The sequence below is a fragment of the Pseudomonas wadenswilerensis genome (genome assembly GCF_024749185.1).
GTDB lineage: Bacteria > Pseudomonadota > Gammaproteobacteria > Pseudomonadales > Pseudomonadaceae > Aquipseudomonas > Aquipseudomonas wadenswilerensis.
Window position 1 is genome coordinate 2095519 of sequence record NZ_CP087191.1, and the last position, 24110, is coordinate 2119628.

The window sequence follows — 24110 nt, forward strand, 5'->3', positions numbered from 1 at the left end:
GGCCATGTAGAGCGGGGCGGCGATGGGTAGGATCATCATGGCTGTACCTCAATCTCAACATCGTCGTGGATCCACTCTATGTCGAGCAGGTCATCCTCAACGATCTGGCTCTCGCGGAGGTCGCTCATCTCCACCAGGTCCTGAGCCTCATCGTCAGCTACGTTCTCTATGACCTTCCGGAAGTTCACGACGGCCTTCCCGGTCAGGATGACTGTCTTGCTCACAGCGAATACCTCTCTTCATTCCAGCGCACTGGCGCCTTTGCAGGGGTAGGGGTGTCTTGTTCGTGCGGGGAGAGCTGGCGCTCGTTGTCGGCCTGCAACTGGCTGTCGGGGATGCAACTGATGCCGACCCCGTTCAGCAGGTAGCAGGTGACGCCGCGCTGGCTGTCGTGCTGCACGTCGATGACGTTCTCGGTTGCGCTGGCGCCGGTGGCCAGCAGCAGGAGGCAGAGGGCGAGGCGGGTCATCAGTAGTCCTCCCAGTTCAGCTCTTTGATGAAGTCGCCACCCGAGCACAGTCGCTCGTCGTCGATAGTGTCCACGCCCTTGAGGTCTTCCAAGGCGGTCTTTGCACGCTCCAGTGCCAGCTCGGCATGGCCAAGTTGCCGGCGCTTTCGGACCTTGTAGGAGTTCAGGGCCTTCGCCTTGTCCGGGTAGGCGAACCGGCGGCCGGACGATTCTTTCAGGACGCGCTTGATGTGCGGGCTCTTCCGGCCTTCAGCCACCCACTTCTCGGCCCATCCAGCGTTGCGATCCCGGGTGATCCAGTAGCACTGCTCAGACTCGCGCAGGACGACGAAGCGCTGACAGACGATGATCACTCCTTCAGGACTGATCTCGTCGATGTAGCGGTAGTGGTCTGGCCGCGCTTGCTGCATTTCTTCAGGCATGACTTCGTCCTTGCCGCTGCCGCGGCTATCAAGAATTGCGTGTTGTAATTTCGAATTGGTTCAAAGAACCGGAGTAGCGGTGTAGTCGTTGGCCCCCCTGTATGCCTTACTTATTGATTAGCTAAGGAGGAACGACATGCGCACCAGAGGTAGCGCCTATTGGGAATGGGCAGACCCAACGCTTCATAGCCGAACTCATGAAGAGGAACTCAGCGGTGGAGCGACTATCGATGTTCAGGTCAGGCTGTCCCGGAAAGGTATTACCCAGTTGTTCATCGGGGTGTACGCGGCGACGGGTATGCCGCTATATGAAGAAGGCATGGACTGCCGCTCCAGTGAATCTATGACCCGCGCGCTGGCCTGGGGAGTGGGCAAGGCCCGGCACATTGCCGAGCAGGGTGTGGCACAGGCGCCGATGCGCGCTCGAAAGGCCTGATTAATTGAGTGGAGTACAAATGTGCTCCTTGGTCATTCTGGGGTAATGGCCTCTGTGTTCAGCCGGCGGACTTCTTCGAGGCAGGCATTCCAACCTTCGTTGTGGCAGTCGATAAGTACGTCGCTTTCTTCGGTGTCTCCGGGCTTTCGGCCGGGCAGCACCAGCGCTCGTTGCCCATCCCTGAACGCCTTGGCACCCTGGTCGGCCATGTCACCGGCGCTGAAGCCGTCGGAGATTGGTGGGTGGCGGTAGAGCTTGTCACCGCACCGCAGCGGGCTTCCGTCTTTCCCGTAGATGAAGTCGATGAACAGGCCGTCGTCACTCTCGTCGACTATGGCCACCGGCTCGCCCAGGTGCTGGGCGGCTGGCGCATCAAGCAGGCCCTGCCAGAACTCAGCATGAGGCGAGGGGCAGGGATGGGCTTGGTACTGCAGCAGCTTCACCAGGCGCTCAATTTCATCGCGCGGCACGCTGACCATCTGTTCGGTGTTGCTGGATCGGTTTTCTGTGGGCATGGGGATACCTCGATGCGTATCATTCGCGGCCAAAAAATGGGAGGGGATATGCTCAACGACTATGGGAAGAGCCTGTTTAAGCCATGGCTCTCAGTTCAAAATGTGGTTCTGGTTCTTGCCGGAATATTTGTTGCTGGCCTGGCCATTCGGATTTACTCGCTGAACAGCTCAGAAATTGCGAGTTGGGTTCAAGCTTTCGGTTCGATTGCTGCCATTTGGGGTGCGTTCGCGATTAGTAATGGTCAGGTTAAGAGGGCCCAACAGGAAAAAAGAGATGAAGCGAAACAACGTTTTGCTGCTTGCTATGCTGTGGTTCAGAGCGCTGCGGAGCACTGCAACTCCTTGAAAGTGATGATCAGCCAAAATCCCCCGCCGCAAGTCTTCACTATGAGCTGGGATTCCGTACTGGGCGAGATGCTGCAGGCATCCCTCAGTTCTTTGAGGCAGATCCCAGCACATGAGTTGGGTAGTTACGAGGTGGTGGTGGCTTACCAGGCAATTACTGGATCGATGGCGAAAATTCTGGGACTAGTCGCTGATTTCAAAGCGCGCCAAGCTTTCGTTGACGCAGAGGCTGGGTACCTATTCGGTGAGATGTACACACAGTGCAGCCTGGTGGCATTTCGCTGGGAAAAGTTCAAACAAGAATCAGGTTTCAGCGAGCCAGAGGAGAGCTGAGCGGCCTGCTTTTTAGCCTGCTAGTGCATCTTTCGCTGGTGACTGATCCAGCAGGAAGTCCAGTTGGGCGGCGCCTTCGATCCAGGCCGTGTCCAGACGCTGGCGGGCGATGGATGCGTATTCGGGGTTCAGCTCGCAGATGACCGATTGCCGGCCTTCCTGCATAGCGACGAGAGCGGTGGTACCGGCGCCGCCAAAGGGGTCGAGCACCATCCCGCCGCGCGATGAGCCAGCCAGTACGCAAGGGCGGATCAGGTCGGGCGGGAAGGTGGCGAAGTGGGCACCCTTGAAGCTATGCGTGGCCACAGTCCAAACGCTTCGCTTGCTGAGGCGCCCGCCCTGGCGGAGATCCTTATCCCTCAGTTGTTGGTACTTTTGCTCGATGAGCGTGCCGATCTGTGTAGCGAACTGCTCGAGCCCAGCTGTATCGCTTGTAGAGTTGGCGTTTCCCTCGCCATCAATCTTCACTGACACATGGATCACGGTGCCGCCGCCCGCTCCAGCTGCCGCTGCAGATACCGGCCCGGCCCCCAGCGGCGTGATCGTGCCGCCCTCGGCCCCCATCATCAGGTAGGTTTTGCCTCCCTGATTCAGCAGCTCCGGGCCCAGTTCGTTGACCTGATAGAGCGAGTTCGCCGCTACCGGGCCGCCGGCGGCACGTTGACCAGAGACGAAGTTGTCCATGATCTCCGGGCTGTAGCCGGCCTGGGTTGAGCCTGCAGAGGAAGGTGCGCTGCCGCCACTGAACCAGGCGCCCAGCGCACTGCCGGCAATGCTCGACAGCAACCCTGAGGCAGCCTGCCGGGTGGCAATCCGCGCCATGTCCGCCAGGATCGATTTGGTGAAGTCGGCGAACGAAAACTTGCCGGATATGGCGAAATTCGCGACGGCGTCGTCCATCGAGCTGAAGGTATTGGTGAACAAGCTCTTGGTCTGCCCGGCGACATCCCGGGCCGACTCCAGGTAGTTCTGGAAGGCCGACGAGGCGCCACTGCGCCAATTCCCCTGGGCCTCTGAGATCTTGTCGTAGTTGTCGACCACGGTGTCGCGGTACTTGTCCTCGGCCTTACCCAAGACATCCAGGTCACGCTCGTAGTCATTCTGGCTGTACTTGTCCGGAGCTGTGCGGCGGCGATCCAGTAACTTGGCGCGCTCATCGTTGAAACGATCAGTGGCCCCATCCAGGTCACGCTGCAGTCCGGCTTGGCGATCACCAAGTCCAAGAGAGCTTGCAGCCCTGGTACCGGAAGCCGAAAGTGCGGCACGTTGGCGCTCCAGCTGATCGACGTAGGCCTGAGTGGCTGCCTTCTGTCGTTTCAGCCGCCCCTCCTCGTTCGTGGCCAGCACGGCCAGTTCCGAATCAGCGTCCTTCTGCGCCTTGACCATGTTGGCCCGGGCATCGGCGATCTTCTGGTCCAACTGGACCCGCTGGGCAGCCGAGGTGCCGGCCTTGCCCTTGGCAGCTTCGAGCGCCGTGATCTCCGCCTGATAGGCGTTGGTCACCTCGTCCTTCTGCTGCTCGATGATGGCCGCGCGTTGGGCTGCGTACGACTCCTGGGAGATGATGCCGGCCTTCTGGGCTGCATCCAGCTCCTTCTGGTTGTTTTTGTACTCAGCCAGGATGGAGTTGAGAGCGTTCTTCTGTGTATTGAAGCCGGAGAGGTCTACAGCACCAGGGCGCCCGACTGGGTCCTTGTACTGCTCGGCGATGTTGCTGCGGACCCTGGCGACAGCCTCAGGATTGAGTCGCGCGTCGGCTGGATCCTTCTTCCTGATGACATCCAGCGACCGCTCGTACTCCTTGAGCGCCTCGCTGCGTTTCTTAGAGTTGGTCCAGGCTGACTTCTCCAGGGCATCGACCTTGGCCATAGCCTTGATGGTCTTCTCGTTGGCTTCCGCCTCCTGGCGATCGAATGCAGCGTTTTCCTCCTGAGCTGCTTTCTTGTCCTTCAAAAACTGGAGCTGGTCGGTATAAAAGGTGACCATCTCCTTTTGATTCTGGAAGGCACCCACGTCGCCGCGCTCGGCACCGGCCAAGTTGAGCTCGGCCTGGCGAATATCGTCGTCGATGCTCTCTCGACCAATGTTTTTCAACTGATCGGCAGCCTTGGCGACTGCGTTGTAACCGCGTTCCCACCAGCTCAGGTTCTCGATGATCTTCGGGGTGCGCTCGTTGATGGCGTCTGCGAAGGCTTCGGTGGCGAGCTTGACGGCGTCCGCGTGCCTCCCTTGCTGCTCAAGAGCGGCAATCTGCGAGTAGACCGAGCTCGTCAAGTAGTTGTACTGCGTGTTCAGCGCGACCGAGGCTTTCACTGGGTCGTCCGCCAGCTTGACGAACTCGGCAACGCAATCAAGGGGCGGTGATGGCTATCGAGACTTTTACCTGGCCTGTGCAAAGCGGCGAACAGGGCGAGGTTACGTTCGCCGTACGCACCAAGAAGTTCGGCGATGGCTACGAGCAATCGGTTGGCGAAAGCCTGAACAACCGCTCGCAGTCCTGGCCCGTCACGTACACCGGCACTAAGGAGCGAGTGAAGGCCGTGCAGGCCTTCCTCGATCGCCACAAGGGCACCAAAGCCTTTTTGTGGACGCCTCCGCTTGGTGAGCTTGGCCTGTACAAGTGCGCCGGCTATCAACCTAGCAACCGCGGCGGGCGGATCTACGCCCTGACTGCAACCTTCACGCAGACATTCCATCCTTAAGGTCAATCCATGCCCCTGATCAGAGACATCCAGAAGCTGGAGCCTGGCAACGAGGTCATCCTCTTCGAGATCGACGGCTCCGAATACGGCGCCGATGTGCTTCGATTCCACGGCCACGCCATTCCACACTCGCCGGAAGAACTGGCTGCAGCCGGGGCTGATGCAGATCAGCTGCCGGCCAAGTCGATCTTCTGGCAGGGCAATGAGTATGCGGCCTGGCCAGTGCAGATCGAAGGTATTGGGGCGGACAGCAACGGCTCTGCAACCCGGCCGACATTGTCAGCCGGCAACGTCAACGGCCGTATCACTGCGCTGTGCCTGGCGTTCGACGACCTGCTGAAGTTTCAGCTGACCGTGCGCGAGACCCTGGCCCAGTACCTGGATGCCGAGAACTTCCCAGACGGCAACCCTGGAGCGGACCCGACCCAGGAGGCGCTCGAGATCTGGTACATCGACCAGAAGACCGGCGAAGACGGCGAGATGGTCGTGTGGGAGCTTTCTTCCCCGGGCGAGATTGACAGCTTCGGTCTGCCGGGCCGGCAGATGACCACCTTCTGCCACTGGGCCATGACCAATGGTTATCGGGGCCCTGACTGCAACTACACCGGCGCCGCGATGTTCGACGACGAGGACAACCCCACGGACGACCCTTCGAAGGATCAGTGCAAGGGCTGCCTCAGCTCCTGCAAGTTGCGCTTCGGCGAAACCAACGAGCTTTCCTTCGGCGGCTTCCCAGCCGTATCCCTGATCGCACGGAGCTGACCATGCGCAAACACATCCTGGCCGCCGTGCAAGCGCACGCCGCGGCTGAATACCCACGCGAGTGCTGCGGCCTGATCCTGGCCGTCGGCCGAAAGCAGATTTACGTGCCATGCACCAACACAGCGAGCGACCCGGGCGAAGAGTTCCGGATCGCGCCGGAGGAATACGCAACTGCAGAGGATCGAGGAGAGGTGATAGGAATCGTCCATTCTCACCCCGATGCTACATCTAGACCGTCACCTCGGGACCTGGCCATGTGTGAAGCCACGGCGCTGCCATGGCACATCCTGTCTTGGCCAGAAGGCGACCTGCGCACTATAACCCCAAGCGGCAGCACGCCGCTGCTGGGCCGGCCATTCGTGCACGGCGCCTGGGACTGCTGGCAGGCCTGCGCGGACTGGTATCAGCGGGAGTGGGGGCTGGAGTTCCCGGCCTACGCACGGGAGGACGGTTGGTGGGAGCAGGCCGCCGGGCCCAGCCTGTACGAGCAGGCCTATGAGGCGGCTGGCTTCTACCAGGTCGACCGGCCGCAACGCGGCGACATGATCGTCATGGAGGTGGGGCGCACGGCGCATCCGAACCATGCCGGGATCTACCTTGGCGCAGATCCGCAATTACCAGATGAGCAGATCCAGGTGTTCGGCCAGGGACCATTCCTGCTGCACCACCTGTACGGCAGGCCATCAGAAATCATCGTGTTCGGCGGGCCTTGGCTTGCCCGGACACGCCTTGTTCTGCGTCATCGGGACGCGAAGTCACTTACATGAGGCGCCGGCACTGTAGGAGAACGGTATGAACAGGTCGTCCTGGATTAGAGCGCAGTCGATTGCAAATCTGGCGACATTTTCTGGGGGCACCCCCCAGGAGCTTCACTCAGTAGTAGTGACTGACGTTATGGTAGAAGCTGCAAAGGATTACTTTTACAGCCTCTACGATCCTTCTTTGACAGACACGATAATCGAGGATTTATTTAGGATTATGTCAGTGCTTCAGCCGAGGGCTCAGGCAGTGCAAGCAGAGCCTCTTGAACTTTTTTAGCTATTTCATCGAATTGCTTGAACTTGTCTTTGGCTGCCTCTGGTGATTCACCCTGCATGAGGATATGCGCTAGAAGCTCAAGGTTTGTGCTCGTGAACATAAGGTTTAGTGAAAGAAGCTTCAGATTTTCAAGCGTAAACTCTTTTATCAATTGTTTTCCCTCAGAGTTTAGGCGGATATCGCAGGCCGCGTTTGCGTGCTCAGCACCTTCTGGGGATTGATACCATTGCCAGTGTGCAACTTCGTTACGGATTTTCGAAAGATCTTCGTAATCTTTCAGGCAGCTGTTTAGACGCTCCAAGATTGGCGCAGCGGTTTCGGGCTGGGATGTTTTTGTTTTATAGTTGGCGAAGTCCTTAACCGCTCGCAAGAAGCTATTCGCGCGCAAGCCTAGAGACTTTGCAAGGATAAAGCTTTTTGGGCTCGATATTTCGGTATAGTGCTGAAACAGCTTAAAAAGGGGTGTCTCGCACAGCGCATGATTGACCGCTATTTGGCCTATCTCACGCTTCATTGCATCGCTAGGGCCCGCCCTATACCCCCACTTTTCTGGTTCCTTATTCATCTAAATCTCCTAGGTCACCAATTTCTCAGTCCATAGGCTTGCAGGCAACGGACTGGCTTAGTTTCAGGCTTGCTCTTGGTAATAATTAATTGTTTCTTTCAGGGAGTTGGAGAATTCGTAAATCTCATCGAGAGAGTTGATCGGATGCCGGGTTTCATTTTTGTCCTTATCAAAAATTCCTAGATATTTTTGTGCTCGGTTGAAATGAAGTCTTGCGATTGGCTTTCGATTGTTGTCGTCGAGTAAAATTCCGAAATAACTTTGCGTATCACGGTGAGCAATGCGTTTTGCGTCAACTACAGTCCGAACTATTGCTTTTACAATATGGAAGCCTTCAAGCTCCTCCATTGTGGTGAGGACTCGATCTTCCGCAGCTTCGATGGAGTCTGCCTGAGTCTCGTTTATTACGTTTTCGGCAGGGGTCGGATAGGGAACTCCGCTGATTGCTGATTTTAGCCGATCATTGATTTGGTCATTTATGAACTGTGAGGCGGCTTTTCGCGTGAGTAGCGCGAATTGTTCTCTTACCTTTTGGGTTATCACGCCATCGTATATTCGAGAAGCGAAAAAGCGTACGAAGTCATCGTCAGGGTTACTGAATTGAGTGGACATCTCTCGCTTTATCTGGCCGACATACTTGAGCTCGCCTGCTGCATTGATAATGGAGTCAACGTCAAAGGCTGACTTTGTGAGCTTCTGTAATTCTGGTATTACGTGCTCATCAATGTCCAGTAGGTCAATTTCTAAGAATGGCTTTTCATCCATTTTATTGGGGGCGTCTAAGTCGGTAAAGAACTTGTACAGTCGGCCGTTTGTAAGGATGGATATTCTTGCGGTGGTTACATGGAAATATCGGAATAGTTGGCTTGCATGGTTGATGTTAAGTGGCTCGCCTACTTTTTTTGTCTCTATAAGGATCTGGATCTCTCCGCCTTTCAAAATCGCGTAGTCGATCTTTTCACCTTTTTTGGTGCCTATATCGCATACGTATTCTGGCACAACCTCCGAAGGATCGAAGACGTCGTAGCCTAGAACAGTATGGATAAACGGCATCACGAAAGCTGTTTTTGTGGCTTCTTCTGTTTGGATCGTCGATGCCAATTGTTTTACTTTGGCCGACATCACATTTAACCGCTCTACAAATTCCATTTTCAGCTCCAATGCAACACCGCCCGCTTTTGGGACCGTACAGGCGTAACGCTACTACGGCGCCGCAGAGAGAGAGTACTGAGAATTTATCCACGCTGGATGCCCGGCCAGGTCCGCGCTACAGTCACCCATTTCAAGGGAGGGATCACATGCGAATTCTGATTGGGGCGGTGGCGGTGGCGGTGCTGGCGGGGTGTGTGTCGCCCAACGACTTGAAGGAGAGCGGACCTAGCCTCGAAACCAAAACTGCAAAGTCCCCGCGGGACTATTCACGGTGTCTCACTCCGAAATGGCAGGACCTCAATTCGAATGTAGTGGCAACCGAGACCGAGAGTGGGTACAGCATCAAGCTCAACATTGACATGGTTGGAACTCCAGCCATGGCTATTGCTGATGAAGCAGCAGGTGGCGCCACAGTGCGAGTCTACGTTCGCAACAGCACCTGGAGTAAGTGGGTTGATGTAGCACGGACCTGCTTGTAGAGAAGTCGAAGTTCGAAGCCGCCTCAGGGCGGTTTTTTTATGTCTGGAGAAGATGAATGTCTGCTATTTGCTACGAGCCGATGACCATTGTCAGGTTGTACGGTGTGCTCAGGAAGTTCGGTCGAGAGTTTCGGCTTTCCGTGAAGACCCCGGCCGAGGCGGTCAAGGCTCTCTGCGTGCAGATCCCAGGGTTCGAGAAATTCATTTCCAATGCGAAGTCGCGAGGGCTTGAATTCGCCATTTTCAGAGGGTCGAAGAATCTTCAGGAAAAGGAGTTGGGCTTCAGCGGAACTGGCGAAATTCGAATTGCACCTGTGGTGGTTGGTAGTAAGCGCGGAGGCAGTCTGCAGACCATCATCGGGGCTGTCTTGGTCGCCGCAGCGTATGTCGTTTCTTTCACGCCATTTGCCGCTGCTTCGCCGTTCCTCTACCAGGCAGGTGCGGCTTTGATGATCGGCGGCGTCATCCAGATGCTCAGCCCCCAAGCCAAAGGACTGAAGACCAGCGCCGCTCCTGAGAACACCCCGGGTTATGCGTTTGGCTCAGCCAAGAACACCACGGCAAGCGGCAACCCCGTACCGCTCTGCCTTGGGCGCCGGCGGTGGGGCGGCGCGATCATCAGCGCCGCGATCTATGCCGAAGACCAGATGTAACCCGCACACAGAACACCGACCGCCGCCTGGCGGTTTTTTTACGCCTGGAGGAAAGCATGGGCGCAGCACAGAAACTGGATATCGTCGGCGCCAAGGGCGGCTCGGATAAGCCGAAACAGCCTACAGAGGCGCCGGACAGCCTGCGCTCGGTTGCCGTGGCAAAAATGCTGATCGCCGTGGGCGAGGGTGAGTTCGAAGGCACGCCAACCGCCCGCGACATCTATCTGGACAGCACACCTCTAGCCGATCCGACCGGCAATCTGAACTTCCCGAACGTGAAGTGGGAATGGCGCACCGGCTCGGTGGAGCAGGGCCATATCCCAGGCATCCCGTCCATTGAGAACGAGATCAGCGAAAGCGTTGAGCTGCGTAGCGACAACGCCTACATCCGCGCTATCGACAGGTTGGAGCTGTCTGCGATCCGCCTGCGCTTTGCCTGGCCAATGCTCCAGTCGATTGACGAAGGCGGCAACGTCAACGGCTACCGGATCGAGTATGCCGTGGACCTGGCCACCGACGGCGGCGCCTATCAGCAGGTGCTGCTGGAGGCAGTCGACGGCAAGACCACCAGCACTTACGAGCGTACCCGGCGTATCGACCTGCCGAAGGCCACCAGTGGCTGGCTGCTGCGCGTCCGCCGCCTGACGCCCAACCAAAACAACAACAAGATTGCCGACACCATGCAGATCGTCGGGCGCACTGAAGTGATCGACGCCAAGGTCCGCTACCCGAACACCGCGCTGCTGTACATCGAGTTCTCGGCCGAGCAGTTCCGCAACATTCCGGCGGTCACTGTGGACTGTGACGCCCGCAAATTTCAGGTGCCCAGCAACTACGACCCGCGCACCAGGGTTTACACCGGGGTCTGGGATGGCACCTTCAAAGAGGCCTGGACCGATAACCCGGCCTGGCACACCTACGGCATCACCGTGAACGACCGATTTGGCCTGGGCCGACGCATCAAGCCCTGGCAGGTCGACAAATGGGAGCTTTACCGGATCGCCCAGTATTGCGATCAGTCGGTACCGAACGGGAAGGGCGGCCAGGAGCCGCGCTTCATCTGCAACCTGAACCTGCAGAGCAAAGCCGACGCCTGGGGCCTGCTGCGCGATATTTCGGCGATCTACCGGGGTATGACTTACTGGGCGCAGGGGCAGGTGTACAGCTTGGCTGACATGCCGCGCGACACCGACTTCGACTTCGCCTACACCCGGGCGAACGTCATCGACGGCAAGTTCACCTACTCGAGCGCCTCGGAGCGCACGCGCTACAGCCGCGCCTTGATCAGCTACGACAACCCGGCGAACAGCTACGACACCGATGTCACCTCGGTGACCGACCAGAAGCTGCAGCGCCGCTACGGCGACAATGTGCTGGAGATCAGCGCGATCGGCTGCACTCGCGAGTCGGAGGCCCAGCGCCGCGGTAAGTGGGCGCTGCTGACGAACTCGCGGGATCGTGGCATCACCTTCAAGGTCGGGCTCGATGGGCGAATCCCGTTGCCGGGCTATGTGATCCCGGTCGCGGATGAGCTGCTGGCGGGCCGGCCAATTGGTGGGCGCATCTCGGCGGTGTCCGGCCGCACGATTGGCTTGGACCGTGACACCCAGGCCAAGGCAGGTGACCGCTTGATCCTCAACCTGCCGGATGGCACCTGCCAGGCGCGAACCGTTCAATCGGTGAGTGGCCGGGCCGTAACGGTCACCACCGCCTACTCGGTGGCGCCTGAGCCCGAGCTGGTGTGGGCGCTTGACGCCAACGACCTGGCGGTGCCGCTGTACCGTGTGACCAGCGTGACCCGCCCAGAGTCTGGCGTGTTCGAGATCAGCGCGGTGCAGTACGACCCAAGTAAATTCGCGCACATCGACACCGGCGCCCGCCTGGAGGAGCGGCCGATCAGCGTGATCCCGATCACAGTCGTTCCGCCGCCGGCGAGCGTAAACCTGACCTCGAACTACGCCGTGGAGCAAGGCCTCGCGGTCAGCACTATGACCATCGCCTGGCCAGCCGTGAATGGCGCTGTGGCCTATGACGTGGAGTGGCGCAAGGACAACGGCAACTGGATCAAGCTGCAGCGCACCGGCACGACCTCGGTCGACGTGACCGGGATCTACGCCGGTGCCTACCTGGCCCGGGTGCGGGCGGTGAGTGCTTTCGATATCTCGTCGATCTGGAAGAGTTCCAGTCTCACGCAACTGACCGGTAAGGCCGGCCTGCCGCCGGCGGTCACCAGCCTCACTGCCACCAGTGAGCTGTTCGCCATCGGCTTGAAGTGGGACTTCCCTCCTGGTGCCGAGGACACCCAGCGAACTGAAATCTGGTACGGCCCTGCCAATAGCCTGGAGGACGCCACCAAGTTGACCGACCTGGCCTACCCGCAGAGTGATTACAAGCTGCAGGGCCTGGCTGCTGGCGTGGCGTTCTTCTTCTGGGCACGCCTGGTCGACCGTACAGGCAACATCGGGCCGTGGTATCCGGTGGAGAATGGCGTGATGGGGCGGTCCAGTGCGGATGCTGGCCCGATCCTAGAGCTGATTGCCGGCCAGATCACCGAGACTGAGCTGGGTCAGGAGCTGATCAAGGAAATCGAGAAGATCTCCGGCGACGGCCCTGGTTCGGTGAATGATCGTCTCGAGACTGCCAAGCAGGAACTGGAAGACCTGATCAGTGAAGTTACTGACGCTCTGGTCTACGTGCCTACCAGCAGCTACCTGAAGGACGACAACGTCCGCCAGGGCCAGCGACTGTACGTGGCTATTCAGGACGTGCCGGCCGCCGAGGATGGCAGCAACGCACCGCCAAACCCCGTGTACTGGCTGGATGTCGGCAGCATTGCTTCGACAGCCAACGCGCTTGCCTCCCAGGTGCAGAAGAACACCGCCGACATTACCGAGGTCGACGGCAAGATCACCGCCACGGCAAGCCAGCTCAACGCCGTACAGGCGGCCAATCGCGACGACAGTGGCGAGGGTGACCTGGCTGATGCGATCGACAGCTACAACAGCAAGGCGTCGTTTGCCCAGCAGGTGCGCGCTCAGGCCGCTGAGAACCTGGCGACCGTGGAGCGCTTCACTACCCTGGATGCCCAGGTGGGGAGCAACAAGGCCGGCCTCAGCCTGCTGGAGTCGGTGGTGGCGACCAACGAGCAGGCCACGGTCAGCCGAATCGGCCAGCTCAAAGCCGCAGTCGATGGCAATACCGCGCATATCCAGGAGGTCGCCGAGGCGCAGGTGACGACTGACGAGACCGTGGCTTCCCTGCGAACCTCGGTCGAGGCGTCGTACAGCGCTGGGCGAGACGACAATGGGGAGGGCGAGCTGTCTGGCGCCTTGGAAGCGTGGGGTTCTACGGCGAAGTTCGCGCAGGAGACCCGCGTGCTGGCCAACGCTGACTTCGCTCAGGCTCGCCGCACAGAGCAGCTTGAGGTGTCGGTCGGTAAGACCAACGCCGCAGTGCAGACCGTGAGCCAGGCCCAGGCCGCCGCCGACGGCAAGGCTTCGGCGATGTGGGCGGTGAAGATGGAGGTGAACGCTCAGGGTCAATACGTTGCCGCCGGCATCGGCCTGGGCATCGAGAACGGTCCTGCCGGGTTGCAAAGCCAGTTCCTGGTCAGCGCCGACCGCTTCGCCGTGGTGAATGGGATCAATGGAAACCTGTCTTCACCATTCGCGGTGCAGGGCGGCCAGGTGTTCATCAACCAGGGTTTCATTCAGGACGGGACGATCACCAACGCCAAGATCGGCAGCTTTATCAGCTCGACGGACTATGTGCCTGGGGTGTCGGGATGGCGCCTGGATAAGTCAGGCACTTTGGAGTTCAACGGCACGGTCGCCGGGGGAGGTCGTCTGACGATCACCAATCGGGCCGTGAAGGTGTTCGATGCAGCGGGTGTGCTACGCGTGCAGCTTGGAGATTTAACCGCATGAGTCACGGTCTACGAACGTTCTCGGGTGCCGGGGTGATGGAACTGGATACCACCAGCTTCACCTATCAAATCCTTCACAACGAACTGCTCGACTTCACCACCACCACGTCCAGGACCATCAGCATCCCAGGCTTCGATCCCGATAAATGCTCGGCAGTTCTGTTGCCCATCGATGCGGTAGATGGGAGCAATCGTGATACCCACGCGACGGCCATGCCATACATCTCGCTCGCCCCGGGCGTGGTGACGGTTTTGTCGCGGCACCCAAACGAAACCGATTTTCGGTTTGTGACCGTGATTCGGGTCCGCCTACTTGTCATGAGGTTTCGCAATTGACCTTTGGATTTTACGCCAAGAACGATGACTCCTTCGTCCAGATCGACTCGGAGAAGCCCAGGCTATGCATGGTGCACAAAGGCACCTATGCAGCGTCTTCCGGGTTTGTGGCGAGCGTTGTGTTTCCAGCGCCGATCACCACCCAGGAGCCGCCCTGTATCTTCATCCGGCCCAGCACCACCAGTGCCACCGAGCTTTACCGGTACCTGAATATCAGTGGCAGCCCAGGCAACTGGACCGGTTTCTCGATCGAGGCCGCCAACGTCACCTACAGCCCATCCGGCAAGTGGTTCGCCGCAGTCTTTGCTTCCACTGGAAACAGTCAGTTTGGGCTGCGGTTGTTCGACGCTAGCGCAAACTTGGTCTACGACTCGGGCGCCCCTGCGGTGATCTTCACCAAGGCCTCCAACTCGTGGGTTTATGTTGGGCAAGTCCAGCTGGAAACCGCCAATGCTTACTACTACCGCACGCCGGTAGCGGCCAGCCTGGCCGAGGATGAGTACCTGATGCTCAACCCGTTCTCTCGCTCGATGCTGGCGCATGCGGTGCGGGCATCGTCGTGCGGTATCAGGATGCAGTACTCAGGCGGCTATCTGGAGATGTACCTGGTCAACGTCGCCGCCTGGACGGATATCGGCCGGGTTGCCGCGGTGTTCGCAAAGCTCAACGTTTGAGCCTCAGGCTCGACCCCTACTTCGATGTAACCAAATTTTAGGAGATACCATGCCCTGGTACAGAGCAGGCAGCGTGGCCATTACTGCTGGCCAACAAACCGTCACCGGCACCGGCACGGCGTTTTCCGCCAACAGCCGGGTGGGTGACGCATTCCAAGGGCCTGACGGGCGCTGGTATGAGGTGACCAACATCGCCAGCGCCGCGGTGCTGTCGATCTATCCGGCCTATCAGGGCGCGACAGTCACCGGCGGATCCTATGGGCTGGCGCCCATGCAGGGCTACGTCAAGGATTCTGCCGATAAGCTCCGCCAGATCGTTGAGCAGTGGGGCGCCACCCTGGCAGGCCTGGGCAGCGTGTCGACAGAAGATGTCGTTCCGGTTGCCAAGGGCGGCACCGGCGGGACGACTCAGGCCACGGCCCGAACTGGGCTGGGCCTGAAGTCTGCAGCGGCCGCCGACATCATCGGCGAGCTGAGTCAGTCTGGCGGCACCCCTACAGGGGCGCTCATGCAGTACGTCACCAACGCCGTGGGCGAGTACTGGAAGTTTGCCAGCGGCCTGATGATCAGCGCCCACCGGGTCACCATCGGCACCACTGCCTGGCGGGCGGCGGATCCGCTCCTCGATACCTGGATGTGGGGAGCAGCCTGCCGGTGACGTTCATCGCCGCGCCGAAGTGCTTTATCCAAATGCGCGACGGTGATGTGTCAGGGCGGGCAGCATGGGTGACGACCTACACCTCGACCGTGAGCTCGGTCACGCCCTGGTTTGCAGCCATTCCAACATCCACCGGCACAGGTGGGTTCAGCTTTGAAGTACTTGCAGTGGGGAGGTGGTTCTGATGCGCATTCAATTGAAGCCCTTGGGGTCGAGCGACACGCTGGCCGTATCGCGGCAGGGGAGTGTCCTGGTGATCAACGGTAAGGCGTTCGACTTTGGCCAGGTCCCGGACGGTGCCACGCTGCCAGCTGCTGCGGTCTCCTGCGCCTGGCTGGCTGGTCCGGTGGAGCGCGTGGCGGGGCAACTGCAAATCACATTGCTGTTGCCACACCTGGACGATGCGCCGGCGGCGGCCCGCTTTCCTGTCGACATTCTCAACCCGCCTGACGGGCAGGTGCTGCTGCCAACGGGTGCCAGCGAGGCCAACGAAGTGACCAGTACCGGCGTTGTCGACTGGTCGCAGATGGTCACCCAGGAAATGAAGGCCCAGGCGACCGCCGACCGGCATCTGGCGGAGGTGGTGGCCGAGACTGCCGCGCGCCGTTCAACCGCAGATGCCGCTATGGCGCCGCTGCAGGACGCGGTCGATATCGACGACGTCACCGAGGCTGAGCTGGCAGCGCTGAAGGCCTGGAAGAAATATCGCGTGGCCTTGATTCGTCTGCCGGACCAGGCCGGCTACCCCGCGACCATTGATTGGCCAGTTGCCCCAGCCTGACTGCCACAGTGAACACCCACACCCGCCATCGAGCGGGTTTATTTTTGCCTGGAGAAACGCATGCCCCCTTTGACCGAGCAGCAGTTGCTGCAGATCCTCCCGAACGCCCGCCCAGTCGCGGGCATTTTTTTGCCTGCGCTGAACCGGGCCATGGCGCGCCACAAGATCGACAGCCCTGTGCGTGTGGCGGCGTTCCTGGCCCAGATTGGGCATGAGTCGGGTCAGCTGCGCAACTTGGTTGAGAACCTGAACTACAGCGCCGAGGCGCTGGTGCGCACCTGGCCCAGCCGATTCACCGCGACTTCAGCGGCAGTCTGCGCGCGGCAGCCGGAGAAGATCGCAAACATCGTCTACAGCGGGCGCATGGGCAACACCCGCCCGGGGGACGGCTGGCGGTACCGTGGGCGCGGCCTGATCCAGCTAACCGGCCGGTCGAACTACGTCGCCGCCGGCGCCGGCCTGGCCTTGCCGCTAGCGGACAACCCCGAGCTGCTCGAGCAGCCTGAGCACGCCGCCATGTCCGCCGCCTGGTGGTGGTCGACCAACGGCCTGAACGAACTGGCCGACGCCGGCCGCTTCCAGGATATCGGCAGCGTGATCAACACCGGCAAGCCTGGCCGGGTGCCGCACGGCGCTGCTGAGCGTAGGGCGCTGTATGACCTTGCGCTGAAGGTGCTGGCGTGATCAGCGCGCGCACGATCGGCGCGGTAGTGTCGCTTGCGTTGGTAGCCTGGGCGTTCTGGGGTACCTACGAGCACGGCCGCTCGACCATGGACGCCGAATGGCAGGCGCGCTGGGCTGTCCGTGATGCAGGCGATCAGCAGGCATGGGCACTGGCCGAAGCTACCGAGCGCGAAAAGGAACAGGCCCGGCAACAATCAATGAATAAGGCGATTCAAGATGGACAGAAGATCATCGACGAGGCGCTTGCAGATGCTGCTGCCGCTCGCGCTGCTAATGGCAGCCTGCGGGACACAGCAGAGGACCTTGCCCGCCGTCTCGCAGCCCAGGCTCGCAACCATTCCTGCACTGCCGCCACAAGCCAGACAGCTGCCCGCGTTGCCATGGTGTTTGCCGACGTGTTCGAGCGCGCTGATGAAAGAGCGGGCAATCTGGCAGCAGCTGCTGATCAAAGCCGGGGGAGAGGAGTGACGTGCGAGCAGGCCTACTTCTCGCTTGGCGAACAGTAATTGCTGAGAGCTCAGTGGAATGCGCAAGCCATCAAAGAAGCGAGTGATGAAGATGTTTTGATGGATTTAGCTTGTTCATTAGGCTGTATAAATATACAGTATTTTGAGGTTGCAGGCCGTCTGGCCAAGGTGCCGACCGACGCAGCCACCATTGAATTTTTTCGTGTCACTCACAAGGAAAGTCAGATGACAACTACCTACACCGCTTCAAACTCCCTGCCCTTTGCAGCGCTTCCTACCACCAACGGCGTAGTTCAGTATTTTCGCGCTACGATGACCAATCCGGCCGATGCTACCTATGCCCCTGATGGGCTCGCAGCGGCTCCGATCTATGGCTTGGGTGGGCAACTGCTGCAGGGTGACGAGATCGTTGCTGGCGGCAATGTCACGCTGGTCTCGCATATTGGCCCTTTGCTCAACGGCGGCGCTTTGTGCTGGGTGTTGATCAGTTGTGACGGCGGTGCACAGCAGGTCGCCAATGCAACACGTAGCCAGCACGCGGTAACCCTGGGTCAGATCTCGATCGCGTCGGGAGCTGCTCCGGGCGATGTGAAATTTTCGGCTGCCAATTCCGTTCCTGCGGGTTGGCTCAAAGCAGATGGTGCAGTGATTTCGCGCAGCACTTACTCGGCGCTCTTTGCTGCAATCGGCACGACCTATGGAGCAGGGGATGGCGCGTCTACTTTCGCGCTGCCTGATCTGCGTGGTGAGTTTGTCCGCGGCTTTGATGATGGTAGAGGGATCGATGCCGGGCGCGCATTCGGATCGTCCCAAAAGGGCACTCTGTACCCGTACGACACTACCGAAAGTAAGGCCAATGGCATCTGGAGTGCATCGACAACCCAAAACACTGGCCCAGCCTCGCAAGCAGCGATGGGCGTAGATCCTTTCTCTACCACCGACTATCCGACCGTTACCGTCGGTGGGGTTGATGCGACTGTCAACTATGCATTGCCGGGTCTCGCCGGGGATCGCGGTTACTCAGGCGTTTCTCGCCCTCGCAACATCGCGCTGCTTGCATTGATCAAGCATTAAGTTTTCTCCTTCGGAACAAGTGCATATTCTTTGGCGGCGTACTCCCTCTACGCCGCTTTTGTGCACTCTGACCTTCGCGCTGGCTGACATGCTCGTTAGAGCTGATGAAGATGTATGGCGGAACAGTAGCCGGACAAGCGTGCGAGGTACCCTATACTGCTTTGGTCAAATAGCGGAGCGGTAGCGTGAAGAAGACCCTGACGGGAGTGATCGAGGCTGGCGAGCCGCTGATTCAGCAGGCCATCGATGCACAGCGGCGCTACCAAGCTGCCCAGGACGCCGGCGAACCAGCGGCAGAAATCGAACGCCTGCGCCTGGAGGCCGAATCACTCTATCAGGCTGTCACTGAGTATCAGCTGCGGTCGCTTGGCGGTCCTGCGCGCACGCTGCACTGAGAGCTAGCCCTTCGGCGGCATTGCGCCCCAGGTGGCAGGGCAGCCCCCAATGTGTCGATTCTTCAGTTCGGTGTTTTCTACCAGGGCATCGGACAGCTCCCAGGTCGTGCGCTCGATCGTGGCGTTCAGCTGGGTGCCGATATGCAGCGGTCGCAAGCAAGTGCCCGCAGATTCCGCTGCTGCCGCCCGGGGCCAGGCAGCCACCCGCGCCGCCATGGTGCTCTCCGACCTGCTCGCACGGGCTGATGCTCGAGCGGGAGAGCTGGCGAAAGCGTATGACCGAGCCCGAATAGCCGGGCAGGCGTGTGAGGATTTTTATGATGGGTTAACAGAGGGTCGCAGCGATGCACGCGACAGTATAGAATCTGAGCACTAGAAGTAGTTGAAACTATTTATTTAGAGGTTGAAAGTGAAAGATTACTCTTGTCATATTGTGCAGCTTGCTTTGTTTGTAAAGCAGGGGAAAATTCAGCCTGATGAGCTGAGTGCGAAGATAAGAGGGGCTTTGGTTATCGGTGATTTTAATACTATGATCGTGCCAGATGCGCCCGGAATGCCTGATGAATTTCCTCGCTTGCAAATACATACGGTGCGCGGCTATAGATTGACATCAAGTAATGCTAGAGTCGATTTCTTTTTGGATCTGCCTCTAGGGGTGGACGAAAGATTGCTTGGCGAGTTCACGCAAAATTGCTCCGCGTTACTCGGCGTGTTACATGGCTTTGGGTGTGCGTATTCTAGGATTGGTTTTGTGAAGACATATTTTTCTGCAGATGAGCGTGCTGAAAAAACATTTATTGATCTTGTGTCAAAGTTGTCTTCTGATGATGTTTCGGAAGTTCAATTTTCACTAACAAAAAAAACGTCTATCAGTGGCTACTCTTGTAATGATATGTTTTCTTTTACGAGCGCATATATGTCTGGTCGTCGTGGTATTGTTACAGTTAGAGATATTAACACTGACCCGAACGTAGATTTGAATCTAGATGCTGAGAAAGCTGAGTCTTTAATTACCGAGTTCAATTTTTTAAGCGGGAAGGATAGTATTGTTCGATTTACGGGGGAGCACTGATGTCTAAGAAGGAGGGCAAGGGAAGCCTTTTTGATTACTCGTCAAGTAGTACTGGGTATTCAATGCAAATGCCGAGTTTTACAGTGCATACGGATTCAACGGGTAGTGCTGCACAGTCTCCGCCGCAAGACATGCAGGAGGCTGTCGATCAATATACTCAGGCGGCGATTCTAAGTGCGACTAACCGGTTGGAAGCTCTGTTTAATGAAAAGGTGGTGTTTCTTAATCAGGCAGAAGAAAAAGTTTCTGCCATGCTCGATCGTTCAACCTCGCTTGTTAAAAGCATTGAGGGTAGCCTGGAAGTTTCGAAGAGGCTGACCGAAAAATCTATGCAGACCCAGGATGAGGTTCAGAGGGAAGTTAAGGAGATTAAAGGGAATTCTATTGCTGCGCTCTCTATGTTTGTTTCGTTTTTTGCGTTTATCACTGTATCGATAAATGTTTTTTCAAAGGCGGGTAGTGTTGTCTCTGCTTCTGTGCTTGTTTTGATTTTTTGGTGCTTGCTCATTGGTTTTAATATTTTAATTTCTTTGCAGTTTAATGTGCTAAAGAATACTGGGGTTGCCTGGTTTACATTGGTTCTTGTTGCGGCTGTGTCTGCCTCTTCAATCATGGTTATGTATTATGCTGCGCCAGACCTACTGCTTGCTAAAACCTCTCATGCGCTACTGGATGGAGCCAAGTAATATTGTTTGCCCCCCCTCCCTATGAATACTGTTGATCTCATGCTCGGTTCATCCATAGCGTTGGATGCGATCGCGAACTGGGGTAGTAATTTGTCACATGAAGTGTTTGGACGAGAAGATCGCCGCCGGCAAGCTGTTGATGAAGCAGGCGCTGGACGCATCGCGCCGGTACCATGAAGCTCGGGATTCATTAACCGCAGCCGAAGAGGTTGAGAGCTTGCGACTCGAGGCAGAATTGTTGATGACGGCCGTTCAGGAATACATGCGGCGAGTGCTCGGCGGTGAAATCGCTACCCGTCACTAAATCGGCCGTATCAGCTCTGGGCCTTGATTACGCACATTGCCGACGGCCGCGCTCACCCGGTACCACTCGAAGACATCCGAAGGCTCGCCCAGGTTGAGGGCCATCTGTTCCGCCTGCTCCTTGGGCATGGTCGGGTCAAGCCATTCTCGGGCCAGCTCTGGGGCCAGGACCACCGCGCGCCGGTCATGCACGTCGACCATGCCACCCGCGCTGTCGGCGGTGATGATGACGAACCCGTCATGCTCGTTCGGCTCTTCGCCAGGCTGTCCGGTACTTGCGCTGAACTGGCCAATGCCGGCGCACAGGGAAGGGCGGCCATCCCGGCGCCGGATCAGGTAGGGCTGCTTTTTCGGCCCGCCCTCATCGACCCACTCGAACCAGTTGTCGATCGGCACAATGGCCCGGTGCGGCCAGATCGCGCGGAAGAACGGGCCGTGAGCCACCTTCTCGCCCCGGGCATTGATCGGCGCGGCGCGATCCTTGGCCCAGTGCGGCCGCCAACCCCAGCGCACTAGGTCAGCATGCAGCACTCCACCCTCGAGCCGAAGTAGGGCGACCCTGGTGGTCGGGGCGACGTTGTATCGCTCAAGCGGATGGTCACCGACACTGTTGGCAAGCGGGTAGGGCATGCTCAGGGCATCGACGAAGTCGTGAATGCCGTGGTACTGGCTCAGTCTTCCGCACATATGGTCGGTCTCGATCCCCGCGTCTACTCAGAGTAGCTGGTTAGACTTGCCGCTGATCGGTAATTGCCAGGCCCTGGGCAAATCCATAGCATGCTGTGTTTTTATACAGTGGTGCCCGGCATGCGCTTCCTCATCCTGCGCTGACGAAAGCTTGGCGTTGCCATTCCTGCTGATCAGCTGCGAAAGATGCAGCCGCTGGCCGGCGACATCCAGATTAGTGAAGGTCACAGCGACAGCCTGGGCCGTTCGACAATCAGCGCCTGGATCTTCAGCTCAGGGCCAGCCTCTGACGCTTTCCCGCGGCTGCTCGACGTGAAGATCACCGGCATGGCCCAGGTCGGAATGAACCTGACCGGGATCGAGGAAGTGGACGGTGCTTTCTATGCGCAGTCGTGGTGGTGCCGGGCTGAGTAGGGGGCTGGGGGGGCTGGCCACGACTGGCGCCACCGGCGTGGCTCATGGAGCCGCACGAGGCGAACTTGCCCCAGCGGCTACTTAACGAATTGTTGCCATTACCGATGCCGGTGACTAGGGACTGATTGCGCTGTCAGCCTGCCAAGCGTATGTGCGCACTATGTTTTCTTGAACCTGCACCGCCTGAAGAGCGTGAGGACCTCAGGAATCCTTCTCGATTGCCTTCTTCAGTTCATCTAATGATGCATTCCGGAGGGAGACAGTGAGTTGATTATCCTTCCCCTTGTAGTACGCATACGGGGAGTCAGCAGTGGCGCGACGAATAGTGCCAACATGAACCCCACTCTTACGAACCTCAACCTTCCAGCCGCCTGAAAGGCTAAATTCCTTGAACGTGATCATCCCCAAAGCTCTCCAGATGGTTTCACCGGATGTTAGCGCCAGAGTGGTGGCTTTCATAGACTTCGGCGATTGGAGATACGACAGCCCCTTGAAGACGGGGGGTTTTTCTTGGCGGTGAATAAGGGGCTGATAGCTGGCTTACATGGGCCGACGCTCTGGTAGGTAGCTGAGCAGGCATGCAAGGCGTCCTATACTGCGCTGATCAACAGGTGGAGCAGTAGCTTGAAAAGGACAGTGGCAGGAATTATCGAAGCGGGTGAATCACTCATACAGCAAGCCATCGAAGCACACCGGCAATATCACGCGGCACAAGATGCTGGCATGCCCGCCGAGGAAGTTGAGCGCCTGCGCCTAGAGGCCGAGTCGCTATACCAGACTGCCAGCGAGTATCAGCTGCGTTCGAATCTAATCTCGGCTGTAGGGCAGCAGGGCGCCGCGAAAGTCAGGCGCTCCTTGAATGCCTCACAGGTAATTCACGATAAAGGTCACTTCGGAGTTGGCGCTGCCCGCCTGGAGTTCTTCAGTGCCCAGGCGGTAGTAGGCTGCGGATAGCGGGATCTTGAAGTTGAGGCCGGTCGTGGTGAACGCGTCGAACGGGTAGCTGGTATTGAGTGCGATTGGCTGGCCGAGTGCATTCATCAATTGCAGGCCGATGCCTTTAGCCGTGGACCCGGCGTTGAGCGCAACAATGCCGTTCGGGCCGTCGATGACCGGGGTGTTGGCCTTGAGCGAGTAGGTCACTTTCTTGATGCCGGTCTGGCATTGATTCAAGGCAATGTCGAAAGGCACCGTTCGCGGCTTGGCGCCAGCCTCGCGAAACTCTTGGAGTTGATAGTCGTCACCCATGGCTACGGAGACGGCAGGAGTCTGGCAGGAGGCGGCATTCACTACCAGAGCATTGGCCAGGTTGAATTTATTCAGAATCAGCTCGCCTGATTGCAGGTTGCCCAGATTACCGGCAGCAATATTGACTTGCGATGCCAATGGGCCTGACTTGATGATTTCCAGGCGGACCGTGCCGGATGCAATACCATAGCCTTTTGGGCTGATCGCAAATAAAGAAGGCTCATATCGACTTAACATGTCCATCCAGATACGGAACGAGAGCCCCGTTTTACCTAAGGGGAAGGTCGTTGCGAGACTGGCCGGGGTGCCTAGCGCTGGATTTACTGCCACGCCATATTGCGAGGTCGAATTGCACGACCAACTGTGCGATGTCGATTGCTGCGCGGTGTCCTGGTAGACCACTGTGCCATCCGGCGTGTCGGCGGGGATTGTCAGGCCACCACTGGCCAGGCCTGCGCCGAAGTTGAGGCTTTGAGTGGTGGGGGAAAGGTTGAATGTGCAATTCGCCGCTATCGCGTCCGACGCGCAGGCCAGCAACGTCGTCGCGACAATGCCGAGCAGGGGATTCTGTAGAGTCAAATGCTTCATGAAGAGGGCTACACGGGGCGGAAGGAGCGTTGCAGCCTAATCAGTCAAAGTATCAATGGATATCAGGCGATTCTGAATCATAGAGCCGCGCGAGGCGAACTTGACTCAGCGGCGGCTCAACGAATTGTCGCCATCACTGACGACGGCGATCAAGGATTGATTGCCCTACGAGTGGCACGAGGTATCGGGAGGTAAGCTGTAAAAAGACTGCTTTCGACCCATTGCTGCCCTTCATTGGAGAACCTGA

At 58.4% G+C, this 24110-nt stretch carries 29 protein-coding genes and 3 pseudogenes; 21 read left to right on the forward strand and 11 right to left on the reverse strand.

The annotated features are described in order from the left end of the window. Positions 1-35: 35 nt before the first annotated feature. From LOY45_RS09660 to LOY45_RS09670, 3 genes are read right to left on the reverse strand one after another with little or no spacing between them, the layout of a single operon-like run. Positions 36-224: a hypothetical protein gene (locus LOY45_RS09660; RefSeq protein WP_258579024.1), complete on the reverse strand. Its 189-nt coding sequence runs from the start codon at positions 222-224 to the stop codon at positions 36-38. Next, on the reverse strand, positions 221-469 hold the full coding sequence (locus LOY45_RS09665) for a hypothetical protein (RefSeq protein WP_258579025.1): 249 nt from the start codon (positions 467-469) through the stop codon (positions 221-223). The genes LOY45_RS09660 and LOY45_RS09665 overlap by 4 nt, the downstream gene beginning before the upstream one ends. Next, positions 469-891, reverse strand: a complete 423-nt coding sequence (locus LOY45_RS09670) for a hypothetical protein (protein ID WP_258579026.1) — start codon at positions 889-891, stop codon at positions 469-471. The genes LOY45_RS09665 and LOY45_RS09670 overlap by 1 nt, the downstream gene beginning before the upstream one ends. Before the next feature lie 136 nt (positions 892-1027). Between LOY45_RS09670 and LOY45_RS09675 the strand changes: the two genes are divergently transcribed. Further along, positions 1028-1327 (forward strand): hypothetical protein, encoded by a 300-nt coding sequence (locus LOY45_RS09675; RefSeq protein WP_258579027.1) that lies wholly within the window; start codon positions 1028-1030, stop codon positions 1325-1327. A 32-nt stretch (positions 1328-1359) separates the two neighbouring features. Here LOY45_RS09675 and LOY45_RS09680 read toward each other — a convergent pair whose 3' ends face one another. After that, entirely contained in the window at positions 1360-1842 is a 483-nt protein-coding gene (locus LOY45_RS09680; protein ID WP_258579028.1) for a hypothetical protein, read from the reverse strand. Positions 1843-1854: 12 nt separating this feature from the next. On the opposite strand from LOY45_RS09680, the gene LOY45_RS09685 reads away from it, so the two are divergent. Continuing rightward, positions 1855-2520 carry a hypothetical protein gene (locus tag LOY45_RS09685; protein ID WP_258579029.1) on the forward strand — a complete coding sequence of 222 codons (666 nt, stop codon included), beginning with the start codon at positions 1855-1857 and terminating at the stop codon, positions 2518-2520. A gap of 12 nt (positions 2521-2532) precedes the next feature. Here LOY45_RS09685 and LOY45_RS26870 read toward each other — a convergent pair whose 3' ends face one another. Together LOY45_RS26870 and LOY45_RS09695 are read right to left on the reverse strand one after the other, a co-directional pair. After that, positions 2533-3204 (reverse strand): DNA methyltransferase, encoded by a 672-nt coding sequence (locus LOY45_RS26870; protein WP_338106167.1) that lies wholly within the window; start codon positions 3202-3204, stop codon positions 2533-2535. A 21-nt stretch (positions 3205-3225) separates the two neighbouring features. Then, positions 3226-4506, reverse strand: a pseudogene (locus tag LOY45_RS09695) (phage tail tape measure protein); the annotation flags it as partial. A gap of 377 nt (positions 4507-4883) precedes the next feature. Between LOY45_RS09695 and LOY45_RS09700 the strand changes: the two are divergent. From LOY45_RS09700 to LOY45_RS09710, 3 genes are read left to right on the forward strand one after another with little or no spacing between them, the layout of a single operon-like run. Beyond that, complete coding sequence (locus LOY45_RS09700) at positions 4884-5222, forward strand: phage tail protein (RefSeq protein WP_258579030.1); 339 nt, start codon at positions 4884-4886, stop codon at positions 5220-5222. Positions 5223-5231: 9 nt separating this feature from the next. Beyond that, positions 5232-5984, forward strand: coding sequence for a phage minor tail protein L (locus tag LOY45_RS09705; protein WP_258579031.1), 753 nt, complete (start codon positions 5232-5234; stop codon positions 5982-5984). Positions 5985-5986: 2 nt separating this feature from the next. Next, a complete protein-coding gene (locus tag LOY45_RS09710) occupies positions 5987-6751 on the forward strand; it encodes a C40 family peptidase (RefSeq protein WP_258579032.1) in 765 nt (254 codons plus the stop codon). Between the two features lie 209 nt (positions 6752-6960). On the opposite strand, the gene LOY45_RS09715 is transcribed toward LOY45_RS09710, so the two are convergent. Further along, positions 6961-7587: a hypothetical protein gene (locus LOY45_RS09715; RefSeq protein WP_258579033.1), complete on the reverse strand. Its 627-nt coding sequence runs from the start codon at positions 7585-7587 to the stop codon at positions 6961-6963. A gap of 63 nt (positions 7588-7650) precedes the next feature. Continuing rightward, a complete protein-coding gene (locus LOY45_RS09720; RefSeq protein ID WP_258579034.1) occupies positions 7651-8736 on the reverse strand; it encodes a type I restriction endonuclease in 1086 nt (361 codons plus the stop codon). A 538-nt stretch (positions 8737-9274) separates the two neighbouring features. Between LOY45_RS09720 and LOY45_RS09725 the strand changes: the two genes are divergently transcribed. From LOY45_RS09725 to LOY45_RS09790, 14 genes and pseudogenes are all read left to right on the forward strand, one after another. Beyond that, entirely contained in the window at positions 9275-9871 is a 597-nt protein-coding gene (locus tag LOY45_RS09725) for a tail assembly protein (protein WP_258579035.1), read from the forward strand. A 56-nt stretch (positions 9872-9927) separates the two neighbouring features. Beyond that, on the forward strand, positions 9928-13797 hold the full coding sequence (locus tag LOY45_RS09730; protein WP_258579036.1) for a TipJ family phage tail tip protein: 3870 nt from the start codon (positions 9928-9930) through the stop codon (positions 13795-13797). A gap of 35 nt (positions 13798-13832) precedes the next feature. Beyond that, the gene (locus tag LOY45_RS09735) at positions 13833-14132 is read left to right on the forward strand and encodes a hypothetical protein (RefSeq protein ID WP_258579037.1); all 300 of its coding nucleotides are present in this window, start codon (positions 13833-13835) and stop codon (positions 14130-14132) included. Beyond that, the gene (locus LOY45_RS09740) at positions 14129-14806 is read left to right on the forward strand and encodes a hypothetical protein (protein ID WP_258579038.1); all 678 of its coding nucleotides are present in this window, start codon (positions 14129-14131) and stop codon (positions 14804-14806) included. The genes LOY45_RS09735 and LOY45_RS09740 overlap by 4 nt, the downstream gene beginning before the upstream one ends. 49 nt (positions 14807-14855) lie before the next feature. After that, complete coding sequence (locus LOY45_RS26975) at positions 14856-15464, forward strand: hypothetical protein (RefSeq protein ID WP_420832712.1); 609 nt, start codon at positions 14856-14858, stop codon at positions 15462-15464. 184 nt (positions 15465-15648) lie between these two features. Then, complete coding sequence (locus LOY45_RS09750; protein ID WP_258579039.1) at positions 15649-16245, forward strand: tail fiber assembly protein; 597 nt, start codon at positions 15649-15651, stop codon at positions 16243-16245. Positions 16246-16305: 60 nt separating this feature from the next. Next, positions 16306-16929 carry a glycoside hydrolase family 19 protein gene (locus tag LOY45_RS09755; protein ID WP_258579040.1) on the forward strand — a complete coding sequence of 208 codons (624 nt, stop codon included), beginning with the start codon at positions 16306-16308 and terminating at the stop codon, positions 16927-16929. Beyond that, on the forward strand, positions 16926-17435 hold the full coding sequence (locus LOY45_RS09760; RefSeq protein WP_258579041.1) for a DUF2514 domain-containing protein: 510 nt from the start codon (positions 16926-16928) through the stop codon (positions 17433-17435). The genes LOY45_RS09755 and LOY45_RS09760 overlap by 4 nt, the downstream gene beginning before the upstream one ends. Beyond that, positions 17436-18470 (forward strand): tail fiber protein, encoded by a 1035-nt coding sequence (locus LOY45_RS26875; protein WP_338106149.1) that lies wholly within the window; start codon positions 17436-17438, stop codon positions 18468-18470. A 185-nt stretch (positions 18471-18655) separates the two neighbouring features. Continuing rightward, positions 18656-18865: a hypothetical protein gene (locus tag LOY45_RS09770; protein WP_213601147.1), complete on the forward strand. Its 210-nt coding sequence runs from the start codon at positions 18656-18658 to the stop codon at positions 18863-18865. Between the two features lie 169 nt (positions 18866-19034). Further along, positions 19035-19241: pseudogene (locus LOY45_RS09775) on the forward strand (DUF2514 family protein); the annotation flags it as partial. A 33-nt stretch (positions 19242-19274) separates the two neighbouring features. Continuing rightward, the gene (locus LOY45_RS09780) at positions 19275-19937 is read left to right on the forward strand and encodes a hypothetical protein (protein ID WP_258579042.1); all 663 of its coding nucleotides are present in this window, start codon (positions 19275-19277) and stop codon (positions 19935-19937) included. After that, positions 19937-20623 carry a hypothetical protein gene (locus LOY45_RS09785; protein WP_258579043.1) on the forward strand — a complete coding sequence of 229 codons (687 nt, stop codon included), beginning with the start codon at positions 19937-19939 and terminating at the stop codon, positions 20621-20623. The genes LOY45_RS09780 and LOY45_RS09785 overlap by 1 nt, the downstream gene beginning before the upstream one ends. A gap of 106 nt (positions 20624-20729) precedes the next feature. Beyond that, entirely contained in the window at positions 20730-20927 is a 198-nt protein-coding gene (locus LOY45_RS09790) for a hypothetical protein (RefSeq protein ID WP_420832713.1), read from the forward strand. Here LOY45_RS09790 and LOY45_RS09795 read toward each other — a convergent pair. Continuing rightward, positions 20924-21613 carry an SOS response-associated peptidase gene (locus tag LOY45_RS09795; protein WP_258579045.1) on the reverse strand — a complete coding sequence of 230 codons (690 nt, stop codon included), beginning with the start codon at positions 21611-21613 and terminating at the stop codon, positions 20924-20926. The two genes, LOY45_RS09790 and LOY45_RS09795, sit on opposite strands and share 4 nt — an antisense overlap. A 186-nt stretch (positions 21614-21799) precedes the next feature. On the opposite strand from LOY45_RS09795, the gene LOY45_RS09800 reads away from it, so the two are divergent. Next, positions 21800-22027 (forward strand): hypothetical protein, encoded by a 228-nt coding sequence (locus LOY45_RS09800; RefSeq protein WP_240047870.1) that lies wholly within the window; start codon positions 21800-21802, stop codon positions 22025-22027. A 201-nt stretch (positions 22028-22228) separates the two neighbouring features. Here the strand turns inward: LOY45_RS09800 and LOY45_RS09805 are convergent, their stop codons facing one another. Both LOY45_RS09805 and LOY45_RS09810 read right to left on the reverse strand, forming a co-directional pair. Beyond that, positions 22229-22486: a hypothetical protein gene (locus tag LOY45_RS09805; protein ID WP_134063294.1), complete on the reverse strand. Its 258-nt coding sequence runs from the start codon at positions 22484-22486 to the stop codon at positions 22229-22231. A gap of 405 nt (positions 22487-22891) precedes the next feature. Then, entirely contained in the window at positions 22892-23863 is a 972-nt protein-coding gene (locus LOY45_RS09810; protein ID WP_166675706.1) for a fimbrial protein, read from the reverse strand. 78 nt (positions 23864-23941) lie between these two features. Here LOY45_RS09810 and LOY45_RS09815 point away from each other — a divergent pair. Then, positions 23942-24058 (forward strand): annotated as a pseudogene (locus LOY45_RS09815) (lysis protein); the annotation flags it as partial. Positions 24059-24110: the final 52 nt, after the last annotated feature.

Bases quoted from the DNA above. Each gene is read 5' to 3' on its own strand.
- LOY45_RS09720 (WP_258579034.1), bottom strand. From the start codon at position 8,736: ATGGAATTTGTAGAGCGGTTAAATGTGATGTCGGCCAAAGTAAAACAA.
- LOY45_RS09810 (WP_166675706.1), bottom strand. From the start codon at position 23,863: ATGAAGCATTTGACTCTACAGAATCCCCTGCTCGGCATTGTCGCGACG.
- LOY45_RS09670 (WP_258579026.1), bottom strand. From the start codon at position 891: ATGCCTGAAGAAATGCAGCAAGCGCGGCCAGACCACTACCGCTACATC.
- LOY45_RS26870 (WP_338106167.1), bottom strand. From the start codon at position 3,204: ATGGACAACTTCGTCTCTGGTCAACGTGCCGCCGGCGGCCCGGTAGCG.
- LOY45_RS09680 (WP_258579028.1), bottom strand. From the start codon at position 1,842: ATGCCCACAGAAAACCGATCCAGCAACACCGAACAGATGGTCAGCGTG.
- LOY45_RS09800 (WP_240047870.1), top strand. From the start codon at position 21,800: ATGCAGCCGCTGGCCGGCGACATCCAGATTAGTGAAGGTCACAGCGAC.
- LOY45_RS26975 (WP_420832712.1), top strand. From the start codon at position 14,856: ATGCCCTGGTACAGAGCAGGCAGCGTGGCCATTACTGCTGGCCAACAA.
- LOY45_RS09705 (WP_258579031.1), top strand. From the start codon at position 5,232: ATGCCCCTGATCAGAGACATCCAGAAGCTGGAGCCTGGCAACGAGGTC.
- LOY45_RS09755 (WP_258579040.1), top strand. From the start codon at position 16,306: ATGCCCCCTTTGACCGAGCAGCAGTTGCTGCAGATCCTCCCGAACGCC.
- LOY45_RS09700 (WP_258579030.1), top strand. From the start codon at position 4,884: ATGGCTATCGAGACTTTTACCTGGCCTGTGCAAAGCGGCGAACAGGGC.
- LOY45_RS09710 (WP_258579032.1), top strand. From the start codon at position 5,987: ATGCGCAAACACATCCTGGCCGCCGTGCAAGCGCACGCCGCGGCTGAA.
- LOY45_RS09805 (WP_134063294.1), bottom strand. From the start codon at position 22,486: ATGAAAGCCACCACTCTGGCGCTAACATCCGGTGAAACCATCTGGAGA.
- LOY45_RS09725 (WP_258579035.1), top strand. From the start codon at position 9,275: ATGTCTGCTATTTGCTACGAGCCGATGACCATTGTCAGGTTGTACGGT.
- LOY45_RS09730 (WP_258579036.1), top strand. From the start codon at position 9,928: ATGGGCGCAGCACAGAAACTGGATATCGTCGGCGCCAAGGGCGGCTCG.
- LOY45_RS09750 (WP_258579039.1), top strand. From the start codon at position 15,649: ATGCGCATTCAATTGAAGCCCTTGGGGTCGAGCGACACGCTGGCCGTA.
- LOY45_RS09665 (WP_258579025.1), bottom strand. From the start codon at position 469: ATGACCCGCCTCGCCCTCTGCCTCCTGCTGCTGGCCACCGGCGCCAGC.
- LOY45_RS09685 (WP_258579029.1), top strand. From the start codon at position 1,855: ATGCGTATCATTCGCGGCCAAAAAATGGGAGGGGATATGCTCAACGAC.
- LOY45_RS09795 (WP_258579045.1), bottom strand. From the start codon at position 21,613: ATGTGCGGAAGACTGAGCCAGTACCACGGCATTCACGACTTCGTCGAT.
- LOY45_RS09715 (WP_258579033.1), bottom strand. From the start codon at position 7,587: ATGAATAAGGAACCAGAAAAGTGGGGGTATAGGGCGGGCCCTAGCGAT.
- LOY45_RS09785 (WP_258579043.1), top strand. From the start codon at position 19,937: ATGTCTAAGAAGGAGGGCAAGGGAAGCCTTTTTGATTACTCGTCAAGT.
- LOY45_RS09735 (WP_258579037.1), top strand. From the start codon at position 13,833: ATGGAACTGGATACCACCAGCTTCACCTATCAAATCCTTCACAACGAA.
- LOY45_RS09675 (WP_258579027.1), top strand. From the start codon at position 1,028: ATGCGCACCAGAGGTAGCGCCTATTGGGAATGGGCAGACCCAACGCTT.